15 protein-coding genes are annotated in these 17,736 nt (G+C 74.6%); 4 read left to right on the plus strand and 11 right to left on the minus strand.

Annotated features, from left to right (window positions below):
* Positions 1-221 precede the first annotated feature (221 nt).
* A complete protein-coding gene (locus C6N75_RS13770) occupies positions 222-797 on the minus strand; it encodes a CGNR zinc finger domain-containing protein (protein ID WP_105869175.1) in 576 nt (191 codons plus the stop codon).
* A gap of 82 nt (positions 798-879) precedes the next feature.
* Here C6N75_RS13770 and C6N75_RS13775 point away from each other — a divergent pair, with 82 nt between their 5' ends.
* The gene (locus tag C6N75_RS13775; RefSeq protein WP_105869176.1) at positions 880-2,052 is read left to right on the plus strand and encodes an epoxide hydrolase family protein; all 1,173 of its coding nucleotides are present in this window, start codon (positions 880-882) and stop codon (positions 2,050-2,052) included.
* Positions 2,053-2,112: 60 nt separating this feature from the next.
* On the opposite strand, the gene C6N75_RS13780 is transcribed toward C6N75_RS13775, so the two are convergent.
* The 4 genes from C6N75_RS13780 to C6N75_RS13795 form a co-directional block, all read right to left on the minus strand.
* Positions 2,113-4,518, minus strand: coding sequence for an ATP-binding cassette domain-containing protein (locus C6N75_RS13780; RefSeq protein WP_105869177.1), 2,406 nt, complete (start codon positions 4,516-4,518; stop codon positions 2,113-2,115).
* A gap of 39 nt (positions 4,519-4,557) precedes the next feature.
* Complete coding sequence (locus C6N75_RS13785; protein WP_105869178.1) at positions 4,558-4,998, minus strand: helix-turn-helix transcriptional regulator; 441 nt, start codon at positions 4,996-4,998, stop codon at positions 4,558-4,560.
* A gap of 119 nt (positions 4,999-5,117) precedes the next feature.
* Positions 5,118-6,272, minus strand: a complete 1,155-nt coding sequence (locus tag C6N75_RS13790; RefSeq protein WP_105869179.1) for a methyltransferase — start codon at positions 6,270-6,272, stop codon at positions 5,118-5,120.
* Between the two features lie 61 nt (positions 6,273-6,333).
* A complete protein-coding gene (locus tag C6N75_RS13795; RefSeq protein ID WP_105869190.1) occupies positions 6,334-6,813 on the minus strand; it encodes a GNAT family N-acetyltransferase in 480 nt (159 codons plus the stop codon).
* A gap of 264 nt (positions 6,814-7,077) precedes the next feature.
* Here C6N75_RS13795 and C6N75_RS13800 point away from each other — a divergent pair, with 264 nt between their 5' ends.
* On the plus strand, positions 7,078-7,287 hold the full coding sequence (locus C6N75_RS13800) for a DUF1918 domain-containing protein (RefSeq protein WP_105869180.1): 210 nt from the start codon (positions 7,078-7,080) through the stop codon (positions 7,285-7,287).
* A gap of 40 nt (positions 7,288-7,327) precedes the next feature.
* Here C6N75_RS13800 and C6N75_RS13805 read toward each other — a convergent pair whose 3' ends face one another.
* Positions 7,328-8,638, minus strand: a complete 1,311-nt coding sequence (locus tag C6N75_RS13805; RefSeq protein ID WP_105869181.1) for a glycoside hydrolase family 10 protein — start codon at positions 8,636-8,638, stop codon at positions 7,328-7,330.
* Between the two features lie 196 nt (positions 8,639-8,834).
* Between C6N75_RS13805 and C6N75_RS13810 the strand changes: the two genes are divergently transcribed.
* Complete coding sequence (locus tag C6N75_RS13810; protein ID WP_105869182.1) at positions 8,835-9,695, plus strand: 3-hydroxybutyryl-CoA dehydrogenase; 861 nt, start codon at positions 8,835-8,837, stop codon at positions 9,693-9,695.
* Positions 9,696-9,916: 221 nt separating this feature from the next.
* Entirely contained in the window at positions 9,917-10,177 is a 261-nt protein-coding gene (locus C6N75_RS13815) for a hypothetical protein (RefSeq protein ID WP_105869183.1), read from the plus strand.
* A 79-nt stretch (positions 10,178-10,256) separates the two neighbouring features.
* Here C6N75_RS13815 and C6N75_RS13820 read toward each other — a convergent pair whose 3' ends face one another.
* The 5 genes from C6N75_RS13820 to pheS form a co-directional block, all read right to left on the minus strand.
* Entirely contained in the window at positions 10,257-10,787 is a 531-nt protein-coding gene (locus C6N75_RS13820) for an NUDIX hydrolase (protein ID WP_105869184.1), read from the minus strand.
* A gap of 78 nt (positions 10,788-10,865) precedes the next feature.
* Positions 10,866-12,206, minus strand: a complete 1,341-nt coding sequence (locus tag C6N75_RS13825; protein WP_105869185.1) for a transcriptional regulator — start codon at positions 12,204-12,206, stop codon at positions 10,866-10,868.
* A gap of 358 nt (positions 12,207-12,564) precedes the next feature.
* The gene (locus C6N75_RS13830) at positions 12,565-13,608 is read right to left on the minus strand and encodes a PP2C family protein-serine/threonine phosphatase (RefSeq protein ID WP_105869186.1); all 1,044 of its coding nucleotides are present in this window, start codon (positions 13,606-13,608) and stop codon (positions 12,565-12,567) included.
* A gap of 331 nt (positions 13,609-13,939) precedes the next feature.
* Positions 13,940-16,468, minus strand: a complete 2,529-nt coding sequence (gene pheT, locus C6N75_RS13835) for a phenylalanine--tRNA ligase subunit beta (protein ID WP_105869187.1) — start codon at positions 16,466-16,468, stop codon at positions 13,940-13,942.
* Entirely contained in the window at positions 16,468-17,607 is a 1,140-nt protein-coding gene (gene pheS / locus C6N75_RS13840) for a phenylalanine--tRNA ligase subunit alpha (protein ID WP_105869188.1), read from the minus strand. Before pheS ends, pheT begins: the two co-directional genes overlap by 1 nt.
* Between the last annotated feature and the right edge of the window lie 129 nt (positions 17,608-17,736).

Below are 17,736 nucleotides of genomic sequence, written 5' to 3' on the forward strand. Positions count from 1 at the left end.
AATCAGCGGTAGTTTTATGCAATGGCGGTGGCGGAGCCGGGCCTCGCGCGGGCGCGTGACGAAGCCGGCGCGGGGCCGGTCAGTCGGGCACGGCGCCGCCGTGGACGGTCGCGGTCGTCCCCGCCGGCAGCACGGCCACTCCCGCGGGCTGCGGACGCCGACGCCGGTGCGGGAGGCGGGCTCGTCGCCCGCCGCCGCGGGTGGCGGGCGTTGCGCGCCGCTCACTGCGCCGAGCCGGACTTCCTGAGCTGGTTGGCGTGGAACCGCGCCTTCTTCTGGCGGTTCCCGCAGGTGTTCATGTCGCACCATCTGCGGGTGCGGCTCTGGCTGGTGTCGAAGAAGGCGGCCCGGCAGGTCGGCGACGCGCACAGGGCGAGCCTGCCGTCCCGTTCGCCCGCGAGGATGCCGATCGCGTCGGCGGCGATCACCCCCAGGGCGTCCTCCACCCGGGAGTCGAGGCCGAGCCGCCACCGCCGCTCGCCCTCGGGCGTCAGGATCGCGGCGGCCCGCCCCTGGGCGCTGCGGTCGTTGATGACCCGGACGGCGGCCGCGGGCAGGGCGTCCTGGGTCGCGGCCGCCGTCGCGGCGAGGTGCACCGCCTCCCTCAGCTCGCGCGCGAGGTCGAGCTGGGCGGGGGTGCAGGAGTCCACGGCGAGGCCGCTCACCGCCAGCCAGTCGACGAGCCGCCGCGGCGTGGGGATGCGCTCGACGGCATCGCCGTGCCGCTCCGACAACGTCCCCGTGAAGCTGGTCGCCAGCACCTTGCCGAGGCGGAACTCCGGGAAGCCGTCACGCATGGAACCACCTTAGCCGGTTGCGGCATGGATCAGCCGACTGCTAGAACCGCCTTAGACGGTTCCGCCCAGTCCAGGAGGGTCCATGCCCGGTCCGAACAGTGATGTGACGGCGTTCGCAGCCCGCGCGGCCGATGCCGAACTCGACGATCTGCGCGCCCGACTGGCCGCGGCGCGGCTGCCGGAGGCCGAGACGGTCCGCGGCGCGGCGCCCGGTCCCGGGCGGTGGGGGCAGGGCGTGCCGCTCGCCGATCTGGTCGACGTCGTGCGCTACTGGCGCACCGGCTACGACTGGCGGGCGTTCGAGGAGCGACTCGACCGGATCGGCCAGTTCCGCACGTCCGTCGACGGTCTGGGCATCCACTTCCTGCACCGCCGGTCCCCGCGCGCGGACGCGACCCCGCTCGTCCTGACGCACGGCTGGCCGGGCGGCGTCGCCGAGTTCGTCGACGTGGTGGACGAGCTGGCGGACCCGAGGGACGCGGACGCGCCGGCGTTCCATGTCGTGGTCCCGTCGCTGCCCGGCTTCGGCTACAGCGACAAGCCGGCCGCCACCGGCTGGGGGACCGAGAGGATCGCGGCCGCCTGGGTCGAGCTGATGGGCAGGCTGGGCTACCGCAGGTTCGCCGCCCACGGCGGCGACTGGGGCGGCAACATCACCACGGTCCTCGGCGGCAGGTTCCCGGAGCACGTGCTCGGCATCCACACGACGTTCGCGCAGGCGCCGCCCGGGGTGTCGACGGACGGGCTGACGGCGGTCGAGCGGGAGTGGGCCGAGGAGACCCGCGACTTCTGGCGCCGCCGCGCGGCGTACGCGAAGCAGCAGGCGACCCGGCCGCAGACCATCGGCTACTCGCTCGTCGACTCGCCGGTCGGGCTGCTCGCCTGGATCCTGGACAAGTTCGCCGAGTGGTCGGACACCAAGGACAGCCCGTTCGAGACGATCCCCCTGGACCGCGTCCTGGACGACGTCACCCTGTACTGGCTGACCCGGACCGGCGCGTCGTCGGCCCGGATCTACTACGAGAGCCACGACTCGCTCGACCCCGGCCTCCGGGTCGACGTGCCGGCGGCGATCACCATGTACCCCCGCGACATCGAGAAGTGCCCGCGCCCCTGGGCCCAGGAGCGCTACCGGCGGATCGTCCGCTGGCGGTCGCCCGAGCGCGGGGGTCACTTCCCGTCGCTGGAGGTCCCGGACTTCTTCGTGCGGGACCTGCGGGAGGGCCTCACCGCGGTGCTGGCCGCGCGTGGTTGACGGCAGCACCCGGCGGGGAGGCCCGGACCGGCCCGGGAGGCGCCGGACCGGGGCGCTCCGTCAGTGGCCGGCGACGTAGTCCGCGAGGTGCTCGCCGGTGAGGGTGGAGCGGGCGGCGACCAGGTCGGCGGGGGTGCCCTCGAAGACGACCTGACCGCCGTCGTGGCCGGCGCCCGGGCCGAGGTCGATGATCCAGTCGGCGTGCGCCATGACCGCCTGGTGGTGCTCGATGACGATGACGGACGTGCCGGAGTCCACGAGCTTGTCGAGCAGTCCGAGGAGTTGCTCCACGTCGGCCAGGTGCAGGCCGGCGGTCGGCTCGTCCAGGATGTAGACGCCGCCCTTGTCGGACATGTGGGTGGCCAGCTTCAGGCGCTGCCGTTCGCCGCCGGAGAGGGTGGTGAGCGGCTGGCCCAGGCTGAGGTAGCCGAGGCCCACGTCGACGAGGCGGGTGAGGATGCGGTGCGCCGCCGGGGTGCGGGCCTCGCCGTCGGCGAAGAACTCCACCGCCTCGGTCACCGGCATGGCGAGCACCTCGCTGATGTCGCGACCGCCCAGACGGTACTCCAGCACCGCCGCCTGGAATCGCTTGCCCTCGCAGTCCTCGCACACGGTGGCGACGCCGGCCATCATGCCCAGGTCGGTGTAGACGACGCCGGTGCCGTTGCAGGTGGGGCAGGCGCCTTCGGAGTTGGCGCTGAACAGGGCCGGCTTGACGCCGTTGGCCTTGGCGAACGCCTTGCGGATCGGGTCCAGCAGGCCGGTGTACGTGGCGGGGTTGCTGCGCCGGGAGCCGCGGATCGGGCTCTGGTCGACGGAGACGACGCCCTCCCGGACGGGGATGGAGCCGTGGATCAGGCTGCTCTTTCCGGAACCGGCGACCCCGGTGACGACGGTGAGCACGCCGAGCGGGACGTCGACGTCCACGTCGCGCAGGTTGTGCGCGTGCGCGCCGCGGATCTCCAGGTGGCCGGTGGGCTCGCGCACGGTCTTCTTCAGCGCGGCCCGGTCGTCGAAGTGCCGGCCGGTGAGGGTGTCGCTGCCGCGCAGCCCGTCCACGGTGCCCTCGAAGCAGACCGCGCCGCCGGCGGTGCCCGCGCCGGGTCCGAGGTCGACGACGTGGTCGGCGATGGCGATGGTCTCCGGCTTGTGCTCGACCACCAGCACGGTGTTGCCCTTGTCGCGCAGCCGCAGCAGCAGGTCGTTCATCCGCTGGATGTCGTGCGGGTGCAGGCCGGTGGTGGGCTCGTCGAAGACGTAGGTGACGTCGGTGAGCGAGGAGCCGAGGTGGCGGATCATCTTGGTGCGCTGCGCCTCGCCGCCGGAGAGGGTGCCCGAGGGCCGGTCCAGCGAGAGGTAGCCGAGGCCGATCCCGGTGAAGGAGTCCAGGGTCTGCTGGAGCGCGGTGAGCAGCGGGGCCACCGAGGGCTCGTCCAGGCCGCGGACCCAGTCGGCCAGGTCGCTGATCTGCATCGCGCAGGCGTCGGCGATGCTGATGCCCGCGATCTTGGAGGAGCGGGCCGCCTCGCTGAGCCGGGTGCCTTCGCACTCGGGGCAGGTGGTGAAGGTGACCGCGCGCTCCACGAAGGCCCGGATGTGCGGCTGCATCGCCTCCTTGTCCTTGGACAGGAACGACTTGCGGATCTTGGGGATCAGCCCCTCGTAGGTGAGGTTGACGCCTTCGACCTTGACCTTCGTGGGCTCGCGGTGCAGGAAGTCGCGCATCTCCCGCTCGGTGTAGTCGCGGATCGCCTTGTCCGGGTCGAGCAGGCCGGACTCGGCGTACAGCCGCACCGTCCAGAAGCTGTCGGACTTCCAGCCGGGGATGGTGAACGCGCCCTCGGCGAGCGACTTGGAGTCGTCGTAGAGCTGGGTGAGGTCGATGTCGGAGACGGTGCCGCGGCCCTCGCAGCCGGGGCACATGCCGCCGGTGCGGCTGAACGTCGCCTTCACGGCCTTCTGGTTGCCGCGTTCGACGGTGATGGCGCCGCTGGCGTGCACCGAGGGCACGTTGAAGGCGTACGCGCCGGGCGGGCCGACGTGCGGGGAGCCGAGCCGGCTGAACAGGATGCGCAGCATGGCGTTGGCATCGGTGGCGGTGCCGACGGTGGAGCGGGGGTCGGCGCCCATCCGCTGCTGGTCGACGATGATCGCGGTGGTCAGCCCGTCCAGGACGTCGACCTCGGGGCGGGCCAGGGTCGGCATGAAGCCCTGCACGAAGGCGCTGTAGGTCTCGTTGATCAGCCGCTGGGACTCGGCGGCGACGGTGCCGAAGACCAGGGAGCTCTTGCCCGAGCCGGAGACGCCGGTGAAGACGGTCAGCCGCCGCTTGGGGATCTCGACGCTGACGTCCTTGAGGTTGTTCACCCGCGCGCCGTGCACCCGGATCATGTCGTGGCTGTCGGCGGCGTGCGGCTCCGACGTCCGCGCGCTGGCCGTCGGGGCGGTCATCGGGGCCTTGCTCATCGTGGTGTCTCCGTCCGGCCGGTTCCTGGTCCGCCGAGACTACGGGGCGGCGTCCGCCGCTGCTTCTCCGTTTCTGACCGGTCCCGCGGCGCTCTTCACCGGGCGGGTGTGGACCTTGGCGAGGCAGGCCGGGAGCGCGGCGCCGGCGCTGTGGTCGCGGGCCCGGTAGGCGCTCGGCGTCTCGCCGACCAGCTCGGTGAACCGGGAGCTGAACGAGCCCAGCGAGGAGCAGCCGACGGCGAAGCACACCTCGGTGACGCTCAGGTCGCCGCGCCTCAGCAGCGCCTTGGCCCGCTCGACCCGGCGGGTCATCAGGTAGCTGTACGGGGTCTCTCCGAAGGCGGCGCGGAAGCTGCGGGAGAAGTGGCCCGGGGACATCAGGGCGGCGGCGGCCAGCGCCGGGACGTCCAGCGGCTCCGCGTGGTCCCGGTCCATGGTGTCCCGCGCACGCCGCAGCCGGACCAGGTCCTCCAGGTTCATGGGACCAGCTTGGCACGCGTCCGGCCGGGGCGGCACCGGAAGGCGGGCGTCCCCTTCACCCCGCGCGGCGGGTCGGCGTGCGGTAGGCGGCGTACGCCGTCCCCGCCGTCCCCGCCGCGTCAGGCGCGGACCGCCCGCAGCACGGCGAACTTCGGGTCGCCGGCCACCGTCTCGCAGTTGCCGAACACCCGGCGCAGGGTGACGTGGTGGCCGAGGTGCCGGTTGGCGACCACCCGCAGCTCGCCGCCGGGGCGCAGGGCGCGCCGGGCGCCGGCGAACATCCGGCGGGCGGCGAGGTCGCTGGTCGCCTGGTGGCTGTGGAAGGGCGGGTTGCAGAGCACCACGTCCACCGACGCGGGGGCGAAGTCCGCGAGCCCGTCGCCGGTGAGGAAGGACGCCCCGGAGCCGGCCAGGCCGTTGGCGCGGAAGGTCTCCTCGGCGGAGGCGACGGCTTGGTGCGACTCGTCGGTGAGGACCAGTTCCGCGCCCGGGTCGGTGAGCGCGACGGCGAGGCCGACCACCCCGTTGCCGCAGCCCAGGTCGACCACCCGGCGGCCGTCCAGCCCCTCGGGCAGGTGCCGCAGGAAGAAGCGGGTGCCGACGTCGAGGCGGTCGGCGCAGAAGACCCCGGCGTGGTTGACCACCGGGCGGCCGGCGACCCGGGCGGCGTCGGCGGGCAGCTCGTAGCGGTACGGCCAGGGGCTCGGGGTGCGCGGCAGGTCCGGGTCGACGGCGGCGAGGACCAGCCGGGCCTTGCGGACGGCGTGCGAGGTGCGGGTGGGGCCGATGATCCGCTCGAAGAGGCGCAGGGTGGAGGTGTGGATCTCCTTGACCATCCCGGCGCCGACCACGAGGGTGCCGGGGTGCACCGCCGGGGCCAGCCGGTGGAGCTGGTCCTCCAGCAGGGCGAGGCTCTTGGGCACGCGCACCAGCAGCACGTCGATCCGCTCGGGCGGCGTGTCGCGGGTGGTGAGCAGCCGCACCGCGTCCTCGTCGACGCCGGCGCGGGCGAGGTTGGCGCGGGTCGCCCGCTGCCCGAGGGAGGAGTCGGCGATCTGGACGACGGGGCGGTGCGGGGCCAGCGAGGCGGTCAGCGCGCCCCACCGGTCGCCGGTCACCGCCACCGTGCCGGACGGCATCGGCGTACCGGATTCGGCGAGGTGCCGCAGCAGGTACTCGTCGGCGGCGTCCCAGGCGCGCAGTCGCTCGCGGGGGTCCTCGGGGAAGCGGGTGAGCCGGCGCTCGCCCCAGGGCGTGGTCAGAGGGTCGTTCATCGTGGTCTCAGGCTAGCCGGTGCGCCTCCCGGGCCCGTCCGGGGCCGGTGGCCCGGCCCGCTCACAGCGGCAGGTGCATCAGCAGGCCGGGCGGCGGGGCGGTGAAGCCGTGCCGGGCGTAGAGGCCGTGCGCGTCCTCGGTGGCCAGCATGATCCGCTTCAGGCCGAGCGGCGCCAGCGTCTCCCGTACCGAGGCCACCAGGGCGTTGCCGACGCCCTCGCCCCGCAGGCGCCGGTCGACGTAGACGTCGCAGAGCCAGGCGAAGGTGGCGTGGTCGGTGACCACCCGGGCGTAGCCGACCAGTTCGCCCGACGCCGTCTCGTACGCGCCGAAGTTCAGCGAGCCGTCGATGGCGCGGTCCTGGTGGTCCCTGCCGCGGCCGAGGGCCCAGGGGGCGTCGGTGGACAGCCACTCGTGCACGCGGACCCGGTCCAGCCGGGCCGGGTCGGTGGATATCTCGTACGCCGCGCCGTGCGGCGTCCGCGGCTCGGGTGTTCGCGGCTCGGGCGTCCGCGGCTCGGGCGTCCGCGGCTCGGGCATCGGGTCCATGATCGGTGACTCTGGCAGGTGCGGGCCCGGGCTGTCACCGGCTTTCTCGGCGGGCGCCCCGACGGCGGGGCTGCGGGGTCGGACCCGACGGGCCGGGCCGGGTCGGCTCCGGAGCGGCTCGGCTCCTCGTCCGGGTGAGCGGCCGGGCCCCGCGGACGTAGACTCGCCATACGGCCACTTTCGCGGTGATTCGCACTCCTTCTCGCCGAATCACCCCCTTCAGGACCGGAGCAGCGACCGCACGAGGAGACCCCCATGCACGCGACCGTGGGCGACACCCTGCTGGTGCACGGCAGGACCGTCGGACAGCACGACCGGACGGCCGAGGTCATCGAGGTGCTCGGGCACGACGGCGAGCCGCCGTACCGGGTGCGCTTCGCCGACGACGGGCACGAGGCGCTGATGGCGCCGGGCCCGGACAGCGTCGTCCGGCACGAGCGGGGCCCGGGCGCCTTCGGCGGCTGACCCCGGGCCACCGCGCCCCGGCCCGGCGGAGCCGCCGCTCTCAGGCGGTCCCGTAGTGGTCGGCGACCACGCGTGCCATCGCGCCCGAGCGGTCGGCCACCACCTCCTTCGCCGCGAAGTAGGCGTGCCCGCCCACCTCCGGGTGCCCGGCGGCGAGGGTCAGATGGCGGGACAGCTCGGCCGGGTCCTGCCAGGCGGCCGGCTGGGCGGAGTCGCCGCACTTGTACAGCGCCTCCCCCAGGTACAGGTCGGTGCCGGTGCCCCGGACCGCCTTCGCCCACCAGGCGGTCAGCGTGCGGTAGTCGGCGGCGGCGTTGCCGATGTGCCAGTACAACTGGGGCGCGATGTAGTCGATCCAGTTCTCCCGGGCCCACTTGCGGGTGTCGGCGTGCAGGTCGTCGTAGGTCTGCACGCCGGCCCGGGTGTCCGAGCCCTGCGGGTCGGTGGCGGCGTTGCGCCACACCCCGAAGGGGCTGACCCCGAACCGGGCGGCGGGCCGGACCTCCGCGATCCGCTCCCTGGTGTCCCGTACCAGCAGGTCGATGTTGTCGCGCCGCCAGGCCGCCCGGTCCGGGAAGCCGCCGCCGTGTTCCCGGAAGGCGGCCTCGTCGGCGAAGGTCTGGCCGGCGACCGGGTAGGGGTAGAAGTAGTCGTCGAAGTGGACGCCGTCCACCGCGTAGCGGCCCACCGCGTCCAGCATGGCGTCCACCACGAACCGCCGGACCTCCGGCAGCCCCGGGTTGTAGTAGAGCTTGCCGCCGTAGGCCAGCGCCCAGTCCGGATTGCGCCGGGCCGGGTGGTCGGCGGTGAGCCTGGTGCGGTCGGCGTGGGTGGCGACCCGGTACGGGTTGAACCAGGCGTGCAGCTCCAGGCCGCGGGCGTGCGCCTCGCTCACCGCGGTGCCCAGCGGGTCCCAGCCGGGGTCGCGGCCCTGGACGCCGGTCAGGCACTGGGCCCACGGCTCGTACGGGGAGGGCCACAGCGCGTCGGCGGTGGGCCGAACCTGGAAGATCACCGCGTTCAGCTTCCGCCGGACCGCGGCGTCCAGCAGGGCCAGCAGCTCGGTGCGCTGCTGGGCCGCGGTCAGGCCGGGCCTGGAGGGCCAGTCCCGGTTGGTGACGGTCGCCAGCCACATGCCCCGGAAGCCGGTGTTGCCGGCGGCGCCCCCGCCGCCGGCCGGCACCTCCTGCGGCTGCCCTCCGCCGCCGCGCCGCGGGGCCGCGCCCGCGCCGCCGGCCGCGGCCATGGCCGCCACCAGTCCCGCGGCGGCGGCCGCCAGGCCCCTTCTGCCGATCGCCCCGCCCCCCGCCGTACCGCCCGTGGTGCCCGCTGCCCCGCTGGTTCGCCGCATCGCCTCGCCCCTCGCTTCCGCTCGCCCGCCGTCGGGCCGCCGTCCACGCCGAGCATGGCGGCCCGACAGGGTCATGCCCGCCCCGGCCCGCCCGGCATCCGCGCGTACGGAGTAACGTCATGGCGTCGAGACGGGCTGCCGGAACCACACGGCACGGGGAACCCGCCAGCAAGAGGACTGAAGCGAAAGGCACGATGTGACCGACATCGAACGCGTCGGAGTGGTCGGCTGCGGCCAGATGGGCGCGGGCATCGCGGAGGTGTGCGCGCGCAGCGGCCTGGAGGTCATGGTCGCCGAGACCACGGGCGAGGCGCTGGAGTTCGGCCGCACCCGGCTGCACACCTCGCTGAACCGGGCCGCCGAGCGCGGCAAGATCACCGAGGAGGAGCGGGACGCGACGCTCGCCCGCCTCACCTTCACCACCGACCTCGGCGCCTTCGCCGACCGCGACCTGGTCATCGAGGCCGTCGTGGAGAACGAGCAGGTCAAGACCGAGATCTTCCAGGTGCTCGACCAGGTGGTCACCCGCGAGGACGCGATCCTCGCCTCGAACACCTCCTCCATCCCCCTGGTGAAGCTGGCGGTCGCCACCTCCCGTCCGGACCAGGTCATCGGCATCCACTTCTTCAACCCGGCGCCGGTGCAGCAGCTCGTCGAGCTGATCCCGGCGCTCACCACCTCCGAGGGCACCATCAGCCGGGCCCACGCGATGGTGGAGAAGGTGCTGGGCAAGCACGCGATCCGCGCCCAGGACCGCTCCGGCTTCGTGGTGAACGCGCTGCTCATCCCGTATCTGCTCTCGGCGATCCGGATGTTCGAGTCGGGCATCGCCAGCCGCGAGGACATCGACAACGGCATGGAGATGGGCTGCGCCCACCCGATGGGCCCGCTGAAGCTGGCCGACCTGATCGGGCTGGACACGGTGGCCTCGGTGGCCGACTCGATGTACGCGGAGTACAAGGAGCCGCTGTACGCCGCTCCCCCGCTGCTCCAGCGGATGGTGGACGCGGGGCGGCTGGGCCGCAAGACGGGCTCCGGCTTCTACCCGTACGCCTGAGCCGGGAGCGGCCGGGGACGCGGGTCCACCCACCTGGCCCGTCACTCCGGGTGACGGGAATTCGCACGGGGTGTGCGGAGCGTGTGCGCATATGACCTGCGCACACGCTCCCGCCGCTCCCGCCCGGCGTATTGACTCGCTACTGCCCGGTACCAGCGACCGGCCCGTGCGGCCGGTCCCCGCGACCGTGAAGGAGCGACAGCCGTGAAGGAGCGACAGCCGTGACCCCCACCGACCCCGACCACTTAGCCGCCGCCGAGGAGCTGGCCGAGCTGCGCCGCCGCCTGGACGTCGGGCTCGCCCGGATCGACGGGCAGCTCGCCCTGCACTCCCACCGCGACGGCCAGGCCGACCGCGAGCTGGCCGGACTGACCGCGCGGGTGACCGCGCTGGAGCACACCCGCTGGCCGCTGCCGACGGTGGCCGCGCTCGGCGCCGCCGGTTCGCTGGCGGCGGCCCTCTGGCAGATGTTCGGCCGCTGACCCCCGCCGGGGGCCGGCGGCCGCTCCCGTACGAGAACGGCCCGGCGGGTCGGCCGGGGCGCGGAACGGCCCGGCGGGGTCAGCCGAGGCGCAGGTGATGCAGCATCAGCAGCCCGGCCGCCATGTTGGCGGCCGGGACCTCGCCCCGGGCGATCATGTCCGGCACCAGCTTCAGCGGCACCCACTCGCGCCGCGAGGACTCGAAGGCGTCCTCGGGCTCGCCGACGCACACCGCCTCCTCGGCCCAGTAGAGGTGGTGCCGGGCGTCGGTCAGGCCGTTGGACGGCTCCACCGTCATCAGATGGGCGAGCGGTCCGGGGCGCCAGCCGGTCTCCTCCTCCATCTCCCGGGCGGCGGCCGTCGCGACGTCCTCGCCGTCCTCGACCACGCCGGCGGCCAGCTCCCAGCCCCAGGTGCCGGTGATGAAGCGGTGCCGCCACAGCAGCAGCACCTCGTTGGCCGCGTTGACGACGGTGGCGGCGGCCACCGGGCGCAGCCGGATCAGGTAGTGGTCCAGGCTCCGGCCGTCGGGCAGACCGACGTCCGCCAGGTTGACCTTGAACCAGCGGTTCTCATACACGGTTTGTTCGGATCGGTTCGTCCACTGCACGATTCTGCCGCCTTCCGACAAGAGGATGGCAACATGGCAGCAGGAGCACGCCGTTGACGGAACGTCGCACGGGGGACGTCACAGCGGCACGCGCAGCGCCCCGTCGATCAGCTCGGCGGTCTCCTCGGCGTTCTGGCAGCCGCTGGACACCAGCGCCAGCCGCACCTCGCGCAGCCGGTCGCGCAGCCGCTGCGACTCCATCCCGCGGGCCCGTTCGGCCATCTCCCGGGCGGTGAGCGCGGCCCGGTCGGGCTCGCCCTGGCGCAACTGGACGCGGCTGAGCATGGCCAGCCGGTGCACCCGGCCCCGGTCGTGCGCCGGGGTGGACACCGCCGCGGCGGCGTGCTCCCGCGCGGCGTCCAGCTCGCCCAGGCTCAGCAGCGCCTCCGCCACCTGGACGTTGACCAGGCCGGGCTGGACATAACCGGTCTCGTCCGGTTCACGGCCGGGCCGGATGCGCTCGGCCTCCGCCTCGGCGCGGCGGATGCAGGCCAGCGCGCCGGAACCGTCGCCGAGTTGGGCGTACGCCTTGGCCTGCATCGCGTGCAGGTCGGCGGCGAGCGCCGGGGTGATCTGGCCGCCCGCGGTGCGCAGCGCCGCCTCGGCGAACGCCACCGCCTGCCGGCACTCCCCCAGGTACAGCGACTGGTTGACCAGCAGTGCGATGACGTACGCGCCCAGGCCCTGGTCGCCGCTGGCCTTGGCGAGGCGCAGCGCCTGGTGGAAGTAGCGCTGGGCCAGGCCGTGCGCGTCGGAGTCGTAGGCGCAGATCCCGGCCACCGCGACGAGGCCGCCGGTGGCGCGGTGCAGTTGGCGACCGAGCGCGTCGCTGTAGCCGCCGCGCAGCAGCGGGGCGGTCTCGGCGTTGAGGAAGCGGACGATCCGGGCGCGGGTGGCGACCCCGCCCGATCTTCGGTACATCAGCTCGTAGTGGGCGCGGGCGGCGCGCAGCAGCGCGACGTCGGTGGGGCCGACCCGCTCCCGCCCGGCGCGTGAGACGTCGGTGTCCTCCGGGGGGTTCTCCCACTCCCACACCGGCATCACCGCGGGCGTGCCGGTGACGGCGGCCGCGCCCAGGATGTGCGGGCGCTGCTGCTCGTCGGAGCGCCACAGGGCTGTGGCGCGCTCCACGAAGCCGGACAGCGGGGAGCCGTGCGCGGCGGGCGCCTGGCCGGGGACGCCGAGTCCGATGTCGTCCAGGCCGACCGGCCGGTGCAGCCTGCCGCCGAGGACCTCGCAGATCAGGTCGGGGACTTGGCCGCGCGGCCGCTGGCCCTTCAACCAGCGGGCCACCGCGGTGTGTTCGTAGCGCAGGGCGAGTCCCCTGGCGCGGCCGGCCTGGTTGACGTGGGCGGCGAGGCCGGCGTGCGAGATGCCGGCCTCGTCCAGCAGGGCGTCGAGCAGGGTGTTGGGCTGCATGGTGGCCCCTCGCAGGTCGCGGGCCCGGGCAGGGGCTCGACGACGGATCAGGCGCCCTTCCGGGCCGGGAGGGCGCCGTGGAGGGCGGCCCGGTTGCGGGCCGCTCGATGTCCGACAGCGTAGTGCAGCGGTGTTCGCACGGGGTGTGAACGGAGTACCCGCCTCCGCGGGCCGTGCGCGGTGCCGCGGACCGGGGCGGGGCGGTTGACTGGTCGTCTCGCACAGAGCGGCCGGGTCGCCGGCTCCCCCTCGTACAGCGCGGCGGCCCTCGTGCACCGTCCGTCCGCCTGTCCCGCCCACACTCCGCGGCGGGCGGACGGCGCCGGCCGCTCTCCTCCCGGCCGGGTGTGAGACGACCTCAGGGGCAGGGCAGCCGTGCCGCCGAGCGGGCGCGGCACGGCTCGGGCCGCGGGCCCGGGCGGCGCCCGTCGTCCCGTACGACCATCAGCGCCACGTCGTCGGCGAGCCGGCCGCCGGTGTGCCGGAGCAGCGCGGTGTGCACCCGGCGGACCAGGGCGGCGGGCGCGGTCCGGGCGCTGTCCGCCAGCAGCTCGGCCAGCCCGAAGAAGCGCCCGGCGGCGTCCCGGGCGTCCTCGGCGCCGTCGGTGTGCAGCACCAGCGCCTCGCCCGGCCGCAGCGTCCCGGCCTCGTGCACCGGCGGCTCGGCCGGCAGCGGGAACACCCCCAGCGGCGGCAGCACCTCACCGCCCGTCAGCCGCCGAGCGCCCTCCGGTCCGAGCCGGTACGGCAGCGGGTGGCCGCAGCTCGCCAGCAGCAGCGTGCCGTCGCGCCGGATCTCCAGCAGCAGCACGGTGACGAACTCCTCGGCGGCCGGAGCCGGATGCGCCGTCCGCTCGCGAAGCTGCCGGGCGTGCGCCCGCTCCAGCCTGTGCAGCACGCCGCCGAGGTCCGGCTCGTCGTGGGCGGCCTCGCGGAAGCTGCCGAGCACGGCGGCGACCGCGCCGAGCGCCCCGATGCCGTGGCCGCGCACGTCCCCGATGACGCAGCGCACGCCGTAGGGGGTGGCCACCGCCTCGTACAGGTCGCCGCCGACCGCGGCCCCCTCGGAGACGGAGAGCTGGCCGGCGGCCACCGTGAGCCCGTCGAGCCGTGGCGGCAGCGGCCGGAGCAGCACCTGCTGGGCGGCCCGGGCCACTTCCCGCGCCCGGTGCAGCTCCTTCAGCGGCCCGCGCCGCGCGCCGAGCACCAGGAGCACGCCCCCGGCGCAGAAGACCCCGGCGGTGAGCGACCGGGCGGCGGCGCCGTCCCGGCGGGCGAGCGGACTGGTGAGCTGCCAGAGCACCGCGGCGGCGCCCCACAGCACTGGCGGCAGCAGCGGGCCGAGCCGGCGGCGGCGGGGTCGGCCGTACGGCTCTGGGGTGCGGGGTCTGGAACGGAGCATGCGGACCGCCCTTCTCCGGGCCGTCACCCGTGGTGGGGCGACTGCGACGATCGTCCCCGCCCCCGCACCGCGTCCACCAGCCCTCCCACTCGAACGAGTGAGAGACGCGGCCCCTGCGTGTGATCGCCACCGACCGCGGTCCCCCCGAGCCACCGGAAACGCCGTCGCCGCCCTTGGACCCCCGGGCCGCCGGAGACGCCGGGCCGCTCTCGGAAGCCTCAGGCCGCCCCCCGGAAACGCCGGGCCCCGGAACGCCGAACCCGTCACGGAAACGCCGCGCCGCCCGTCCCCTGGGTGGGGGACGGGCGGCGGGCTTGGGGAGCGGGGCCGGTCAGGCGCCGCGGAGGACCGCGCCGGTGCGCTCGGCGGCGAGGGCCACCGCGGCGTCGCGGGCGGCCGTGGCCTCCTCGACGGTGAGGGTGCGGTCGGCGGCGCGGAAGCGCAGCGCGTAGGCGAGGGACTTGCGGCCCGCGCCGATCTGCTCGCCGGTGAAGACGTCGAACAGCCGCAGCGACTCCAGGAGTTCGCCGGCGCCCTCGTGCAGGGCGCGCTCCACCTCGGCGGCCGGGACGGCCGTGTCGACCACCAGGGCGACGTCCTGGGTGGCCACCGGGAAGGAGGAGATCCGCGGGGCGGGCACCGGCCCGGCGGAGGCGGCCTCGACCAGGTCGAGGTCCAGCTCCATGGCGCTGGTGCGGGCCGGCAGGTGCAGGGCCTTGACGACCCGCGGGTGCAGCTCGCCGGCGTGGCCGGCCACCCGCTCCTCGCCGTCCACGACCACGACCAGCTCGGCACAGCGGCCCGGGTGCCAGGGGCCGTACTGACCCTGGCGGACCAGGAGTTCCGCGCCGGCCTCGCGGGCGACGGTGCGGGCGGCCTCGACCGCGTCGGCCCAGTCGGCCGGGCGGCCCTGGCCCCACCAGCCGGCCTGCTCGCGCGCCCCGGCGAGGACCACCGCGGCGTGCCGGGGCTGCCTGGGCAGCACGGCGTTGACGCGGGCGATCTCCTCGTCGGTGGGGCGGCGGTGGACGGGCAGGCGGGCGGCGATGCCCGGCTCCTCGGCGGCGGTGAAGACCAGGCCGGTCTCGAAGAGGGCCAGGTCGTGGCTGCCGCGGCCGTCGTTGCGGCGCAGCGCGGTGAGCAGGCCGGGCAGCAGCGTGGTGCGCAGCGCCGGCTCCTCGTCGGAGAGCGGGTTGACCAGCTTCACCGTGCGCCGGGCGGGATCGCCGGCCGGCAGGTCCAACTGGTCGAGGACCTGCTCGCCGATGAACGGGTAGTTCAGCGCCTCGACGTACCCGGCGCCGGCCAGCGCGCGGCCGACCCGGCGGTGGGTGCGCTGGCGCTCGGTGAGCCCGCGGCCGGCGGGGGGCCTGGGCAGCGTGGAGGGGAGGTTCTCGTAGCCCTCCAGCCGGATGACCTCCTCGGCGAGGTCGTTGGGCTCGCGCAGGTCGGGCCGCCAGGTGGGCGGGGTGACCAGCAGGTCGTCCTGTCCGGTGACGGAGCAGCCGATCTCCTGGAGGCGGCGGACGACCGTCTCCCGGCCGTAGGCCATGCCGGCCACCTTGTCGGGGTGGTCGGCGGGCAGGGCGATGGTGTGCGGCGCGGACGGCGCCAGCACCTCGGTCACCCCGGCCTCGGCGGTGCCGCCGGCGAGCAGCACCAGCAGGTCGACGGTGCGCTGCGCGGCCGCCGCGGCGGCCAGCGGGTCGACGCCGCGCTCGAAGCGCCGGGACGCCTCGGACGACAGCTTGTGCCGGCGCGCGGTGCGGGCGATGGCGATCGGGTCGAAGTGCGCGGCCTCGATGACGACCTCGGTGGTGCCGGCGGTCTGGCCGGTCTCCGGGTCGGTCACCGCGTCGGCGATCTCGGTGTCGGCGCCGCCCATGACGCCCGCGAGGCCGATGGCGCCGCGGTTGTCGGTGATCAGCAGGTCCTCGGGGTCGAGCACGCGCACCGCGCCGTCGAGGGTGGTGAGCTTCTCGCCGGGCTCGGCGCGGCGCACCGAGATCGGCCCGTCGAGCCGGCCGCGGTCGTAGGCGTGCAGCGGCTGACCCAGCTCCAGCATCACGTAGTTGGTGACGTCGACGGAGAGCGAGATGGGCCGCATGCCGGCCTTCTGAAGCCGGCGCTGGAGCCAGATCGGCGAGCGGGCCTCGGGGTCGAGGCCGACGACGGTGCGCGCGGTGAAGCGGGAGCAGCCGATCGGGTCGGCCACGGCGACCGGGTAGCCGTACGCGTTGGGCGCGGGCACGTCGAGCAGCGCCGGGTCGCGCAGCGGCAGCCCGTAGGCGATGGCGGTCTCCCGGGCGATGCCGCGCAGCGAGAGGCAGTAGCCGCGATCGGGGGTGACGGCGATGTCCAGGACCTCGTCGTACAGCTCGAGCAGCACGGTGGCGTCGATGCCGACCTCGTGCTCCGGCGGCAGCACGATGATGCCGTGGCTGCCGTCGTCGCCCATGCCCAGCTCGTCGCCGGAGCAGATCATGCCGCGGGACATCCGGCCGTACGTCTTGCGCTCGGCGATCCGGAAGTCGCCGGGCAGCACCGCGCCGGGCAGCGCGACGACGACCTTGTCGCCCTCGGTGAAGTTCCGCGCACCGCAGACGATCTCCTGCGGCTCACCGGTGCCGTTGGCCGCGCCCACGTCGACCGTGCAGAAGCGGATCGGCTTCTTGAACTCGGTCAGCTCCTCGATGGTGAGGACCTTGCCGACCACCAGCGGGCCGGTCAGCCCGGCGCCGACGCGCTCGACGGTCTCGACCTCCAGGCCGGCCGACACCAGCTTGGCCTGTACGTCGCGGCCGGTCTCCGTCGCCGGCAGGTCGACGTACTCCCGCAGCCACGAAAGCGGGACCCGCATCAGATCTCCATCCCGAACGGCCGGGTGAACCGGACGTCACCCTCGACCATGTCTCGCATGTCCTCGACGTTGTGGCGGAACATCAGCATCCGCTCGATGCCGAACCCGAAGGCGAACCCGCTGTACTTCGCCGGGTCGACGCCGCAGGCGATCAGCACGTTGGGGTTGACCATGCCGCAGCCGCCCAGCTCGATCCAGCCCTCGCTGCCGCAGGTGCGGCAGGGCCGCTCCGGGTCGCCGACGGACGCGCCGCGGCAGACGTAGCAGAGCATGTCCATCTCGGCGGACGGCTCGGTGAAGGGGAAGTAGTTGGGCCGCAGCCGGGTCTTCATGTCCGGCCCGAACAGGGCGCGGACCATGTGGTCCAGGGTGCCCTTGAGGTCGGCCATGGTCAGGCCCTCGTCCACGGCGAGCAGTTCGATCTGGTGGAAGACCGGGGTGTGCGTGGCGTCCAGCTCGTCGGTGCGGTAGACGCGCCCGGGGCACACCACGTACACCGGCGGCTCGCGGTCGATCAGCGTGCGGGCCTGCACCGGGGAGGTGTGGGTGCGCAGCACGATGCCGGACTCGTCGCCGCTCGTGGCCTTCCCGTCCGGGGAGGCGCCCTGGACGAAGAAGGTGTCCTGCATCTGCCGGGCCGGGTGGTCCGGCACGAAGTTCAGGGCGTCGAAGTTGAACCACTCGGCCTCGGCCTCGGGCCCTTCGGCGATCTCGTAGCTCATGGAGACGAAGACGTCGGCGACGCGCTCCATGAAGGTGGTCAGCGGGTGGCGGGCACCGGTCGGCACGCGGTCGTGGGGCAGTGTGACGTCCACGGCCTCCTCGACCAGCACGCGGGCGTCCCGCTCGGCCTCCAGCTCGGTCTGGCGGGCGGCGAGCGCCTTGCTGACCTGGCCGCGGGCCTGGCCGACGCGCTTGCCGGCGTCGGCCTTCGCCTGGGGCGGCAGGGCGCCGATCTCCCGGTTGGCGAGGGCGAGCGGCGAGGCGCCGCCGGTGTGGGCGGTCTTCGCGTGGGCGAGCTCGTCCAGGTCGGCGGCGGCGGCGAAGGCGGCGAGCGCCTCGTCCCGCATGCGCTCGATCTCTTCCGGTTTCAGTGCCTCGACCTCGACTGGGTCGTACGACTTGTTGGGTGCCGACATCTCTTCCCGTGCTTCCGATGGGGTGGCTGAGGCCCCCGCTCGAGGACCGAGGACGCGAATGTGCCAAAGGCCGAGTCTAACGGGGCTGGGCCGGGGGGCGGCGGCCGCGCCCGCTGGGCGGGACGGCCG

The sequence above is a fragment of the Streptomyces solincola genome, from assembly GCF_002982015.1.
GTDB classification, from domain to species: domain Bacteria; phylum Actinomycetota; class Actinomycetes; order Streptomycetales; family Streptomycetaceae; genus Streptomyces; species Streptomyces solincola.

What these genes read in the sequence shown, in the direction of transcription:
- C6N75_RS13780 (WP_105869177.1), bottom strand. Translation starts at nt 4,518, where the DNA reads ATGAGCAAGGCCCCGATGACCGCCCCGACGGCCAGCGCGCGGACGTCG.
- C6N75_RS13795 (WP_105869190.1), bottom strand. Translation starts at nt 6,813, where the DNA reads ATGCCCGAGCCGCGGACGCCCGAGCCGCGGACGCCCGAGCCGCGAACA.
- C6N75_RS13785 (WP_105869178.1), bottom strand. Translation starts at nt 4,998, where the DNA reads ATGAACCTGGAGGACCTGGTCCGGCTGCGGCGTGCGCGGGACACCATG.
- C6N75_RS13830 (WP_105869186.1), bottom strand. Translation starts at nt 13,608, where the DNA reads ATGCTCCGTTCCAGACCCCGCACCCCAGAGCCGTACGGCCGACCCCGC.
- pheS (WP_105869188.1), bottom strand. Translation starts at nt 17,607, where the DNA reads ATGTCGGCACCCAACAAGTCGTACGACCCAGTCGAGGTCGAGGCACTG.
- C6N75_RS13825 (WP_105869185.1), bottom strand. Translation starts at nt 12,206, where the DNA reads ATGCAGCCCAACACCCTGCTCGACGCCCTGCTGGACGAGGCCGGCATC.
- pheT (WP_105869187.1), bottom strand. Translation starts at nt 16,468, where the DNA reads ATGCGGGTCCCGCTTTCGTGGCTGCGGGAGTACGTCGACCTGCCGGCG.
- C6N75_RS13805 (WP_105869181.1), bottom strand. Translation starts at nt 8,638, where the DNA reads ATGCGGCGAACCAGCGGGGCAGCGGGCACCACGGGCGGTACGGCGGGG.
- C6N75_RS13800 (WP_105869180.1), top strand. Translation starts at nt 7,078, where the DNA reads ATGCACGCGACCGTGGGCGACACCCTGCTGGTGCACGGCAGGACCGTC.
- C6N75_RS13770 (WP_105869175.1), bottom strand. Translation starts at nt 797, where the DNA reads ATGCGTGACGGCTTCCCGGAGTTCCGCCTCGGCAAGGTGCTGGCGACC.
- C6N75_RS13775 (WP_105869176.1), top strand. Translation starts at nt 880, where the DNA reads ATGCCCGGTCCGAACAGTGATGTGACGGCGTTCGCAGCCCGCGCGGCC.
- C6N75_RS13790 (WP_105869179.1), bottom strand. Translation starts at nt 6,272, where the DNA reads ATGAACGACCCTCTGACCACGCCCTGGGGCGAGCGCCGGCTCACCCGC.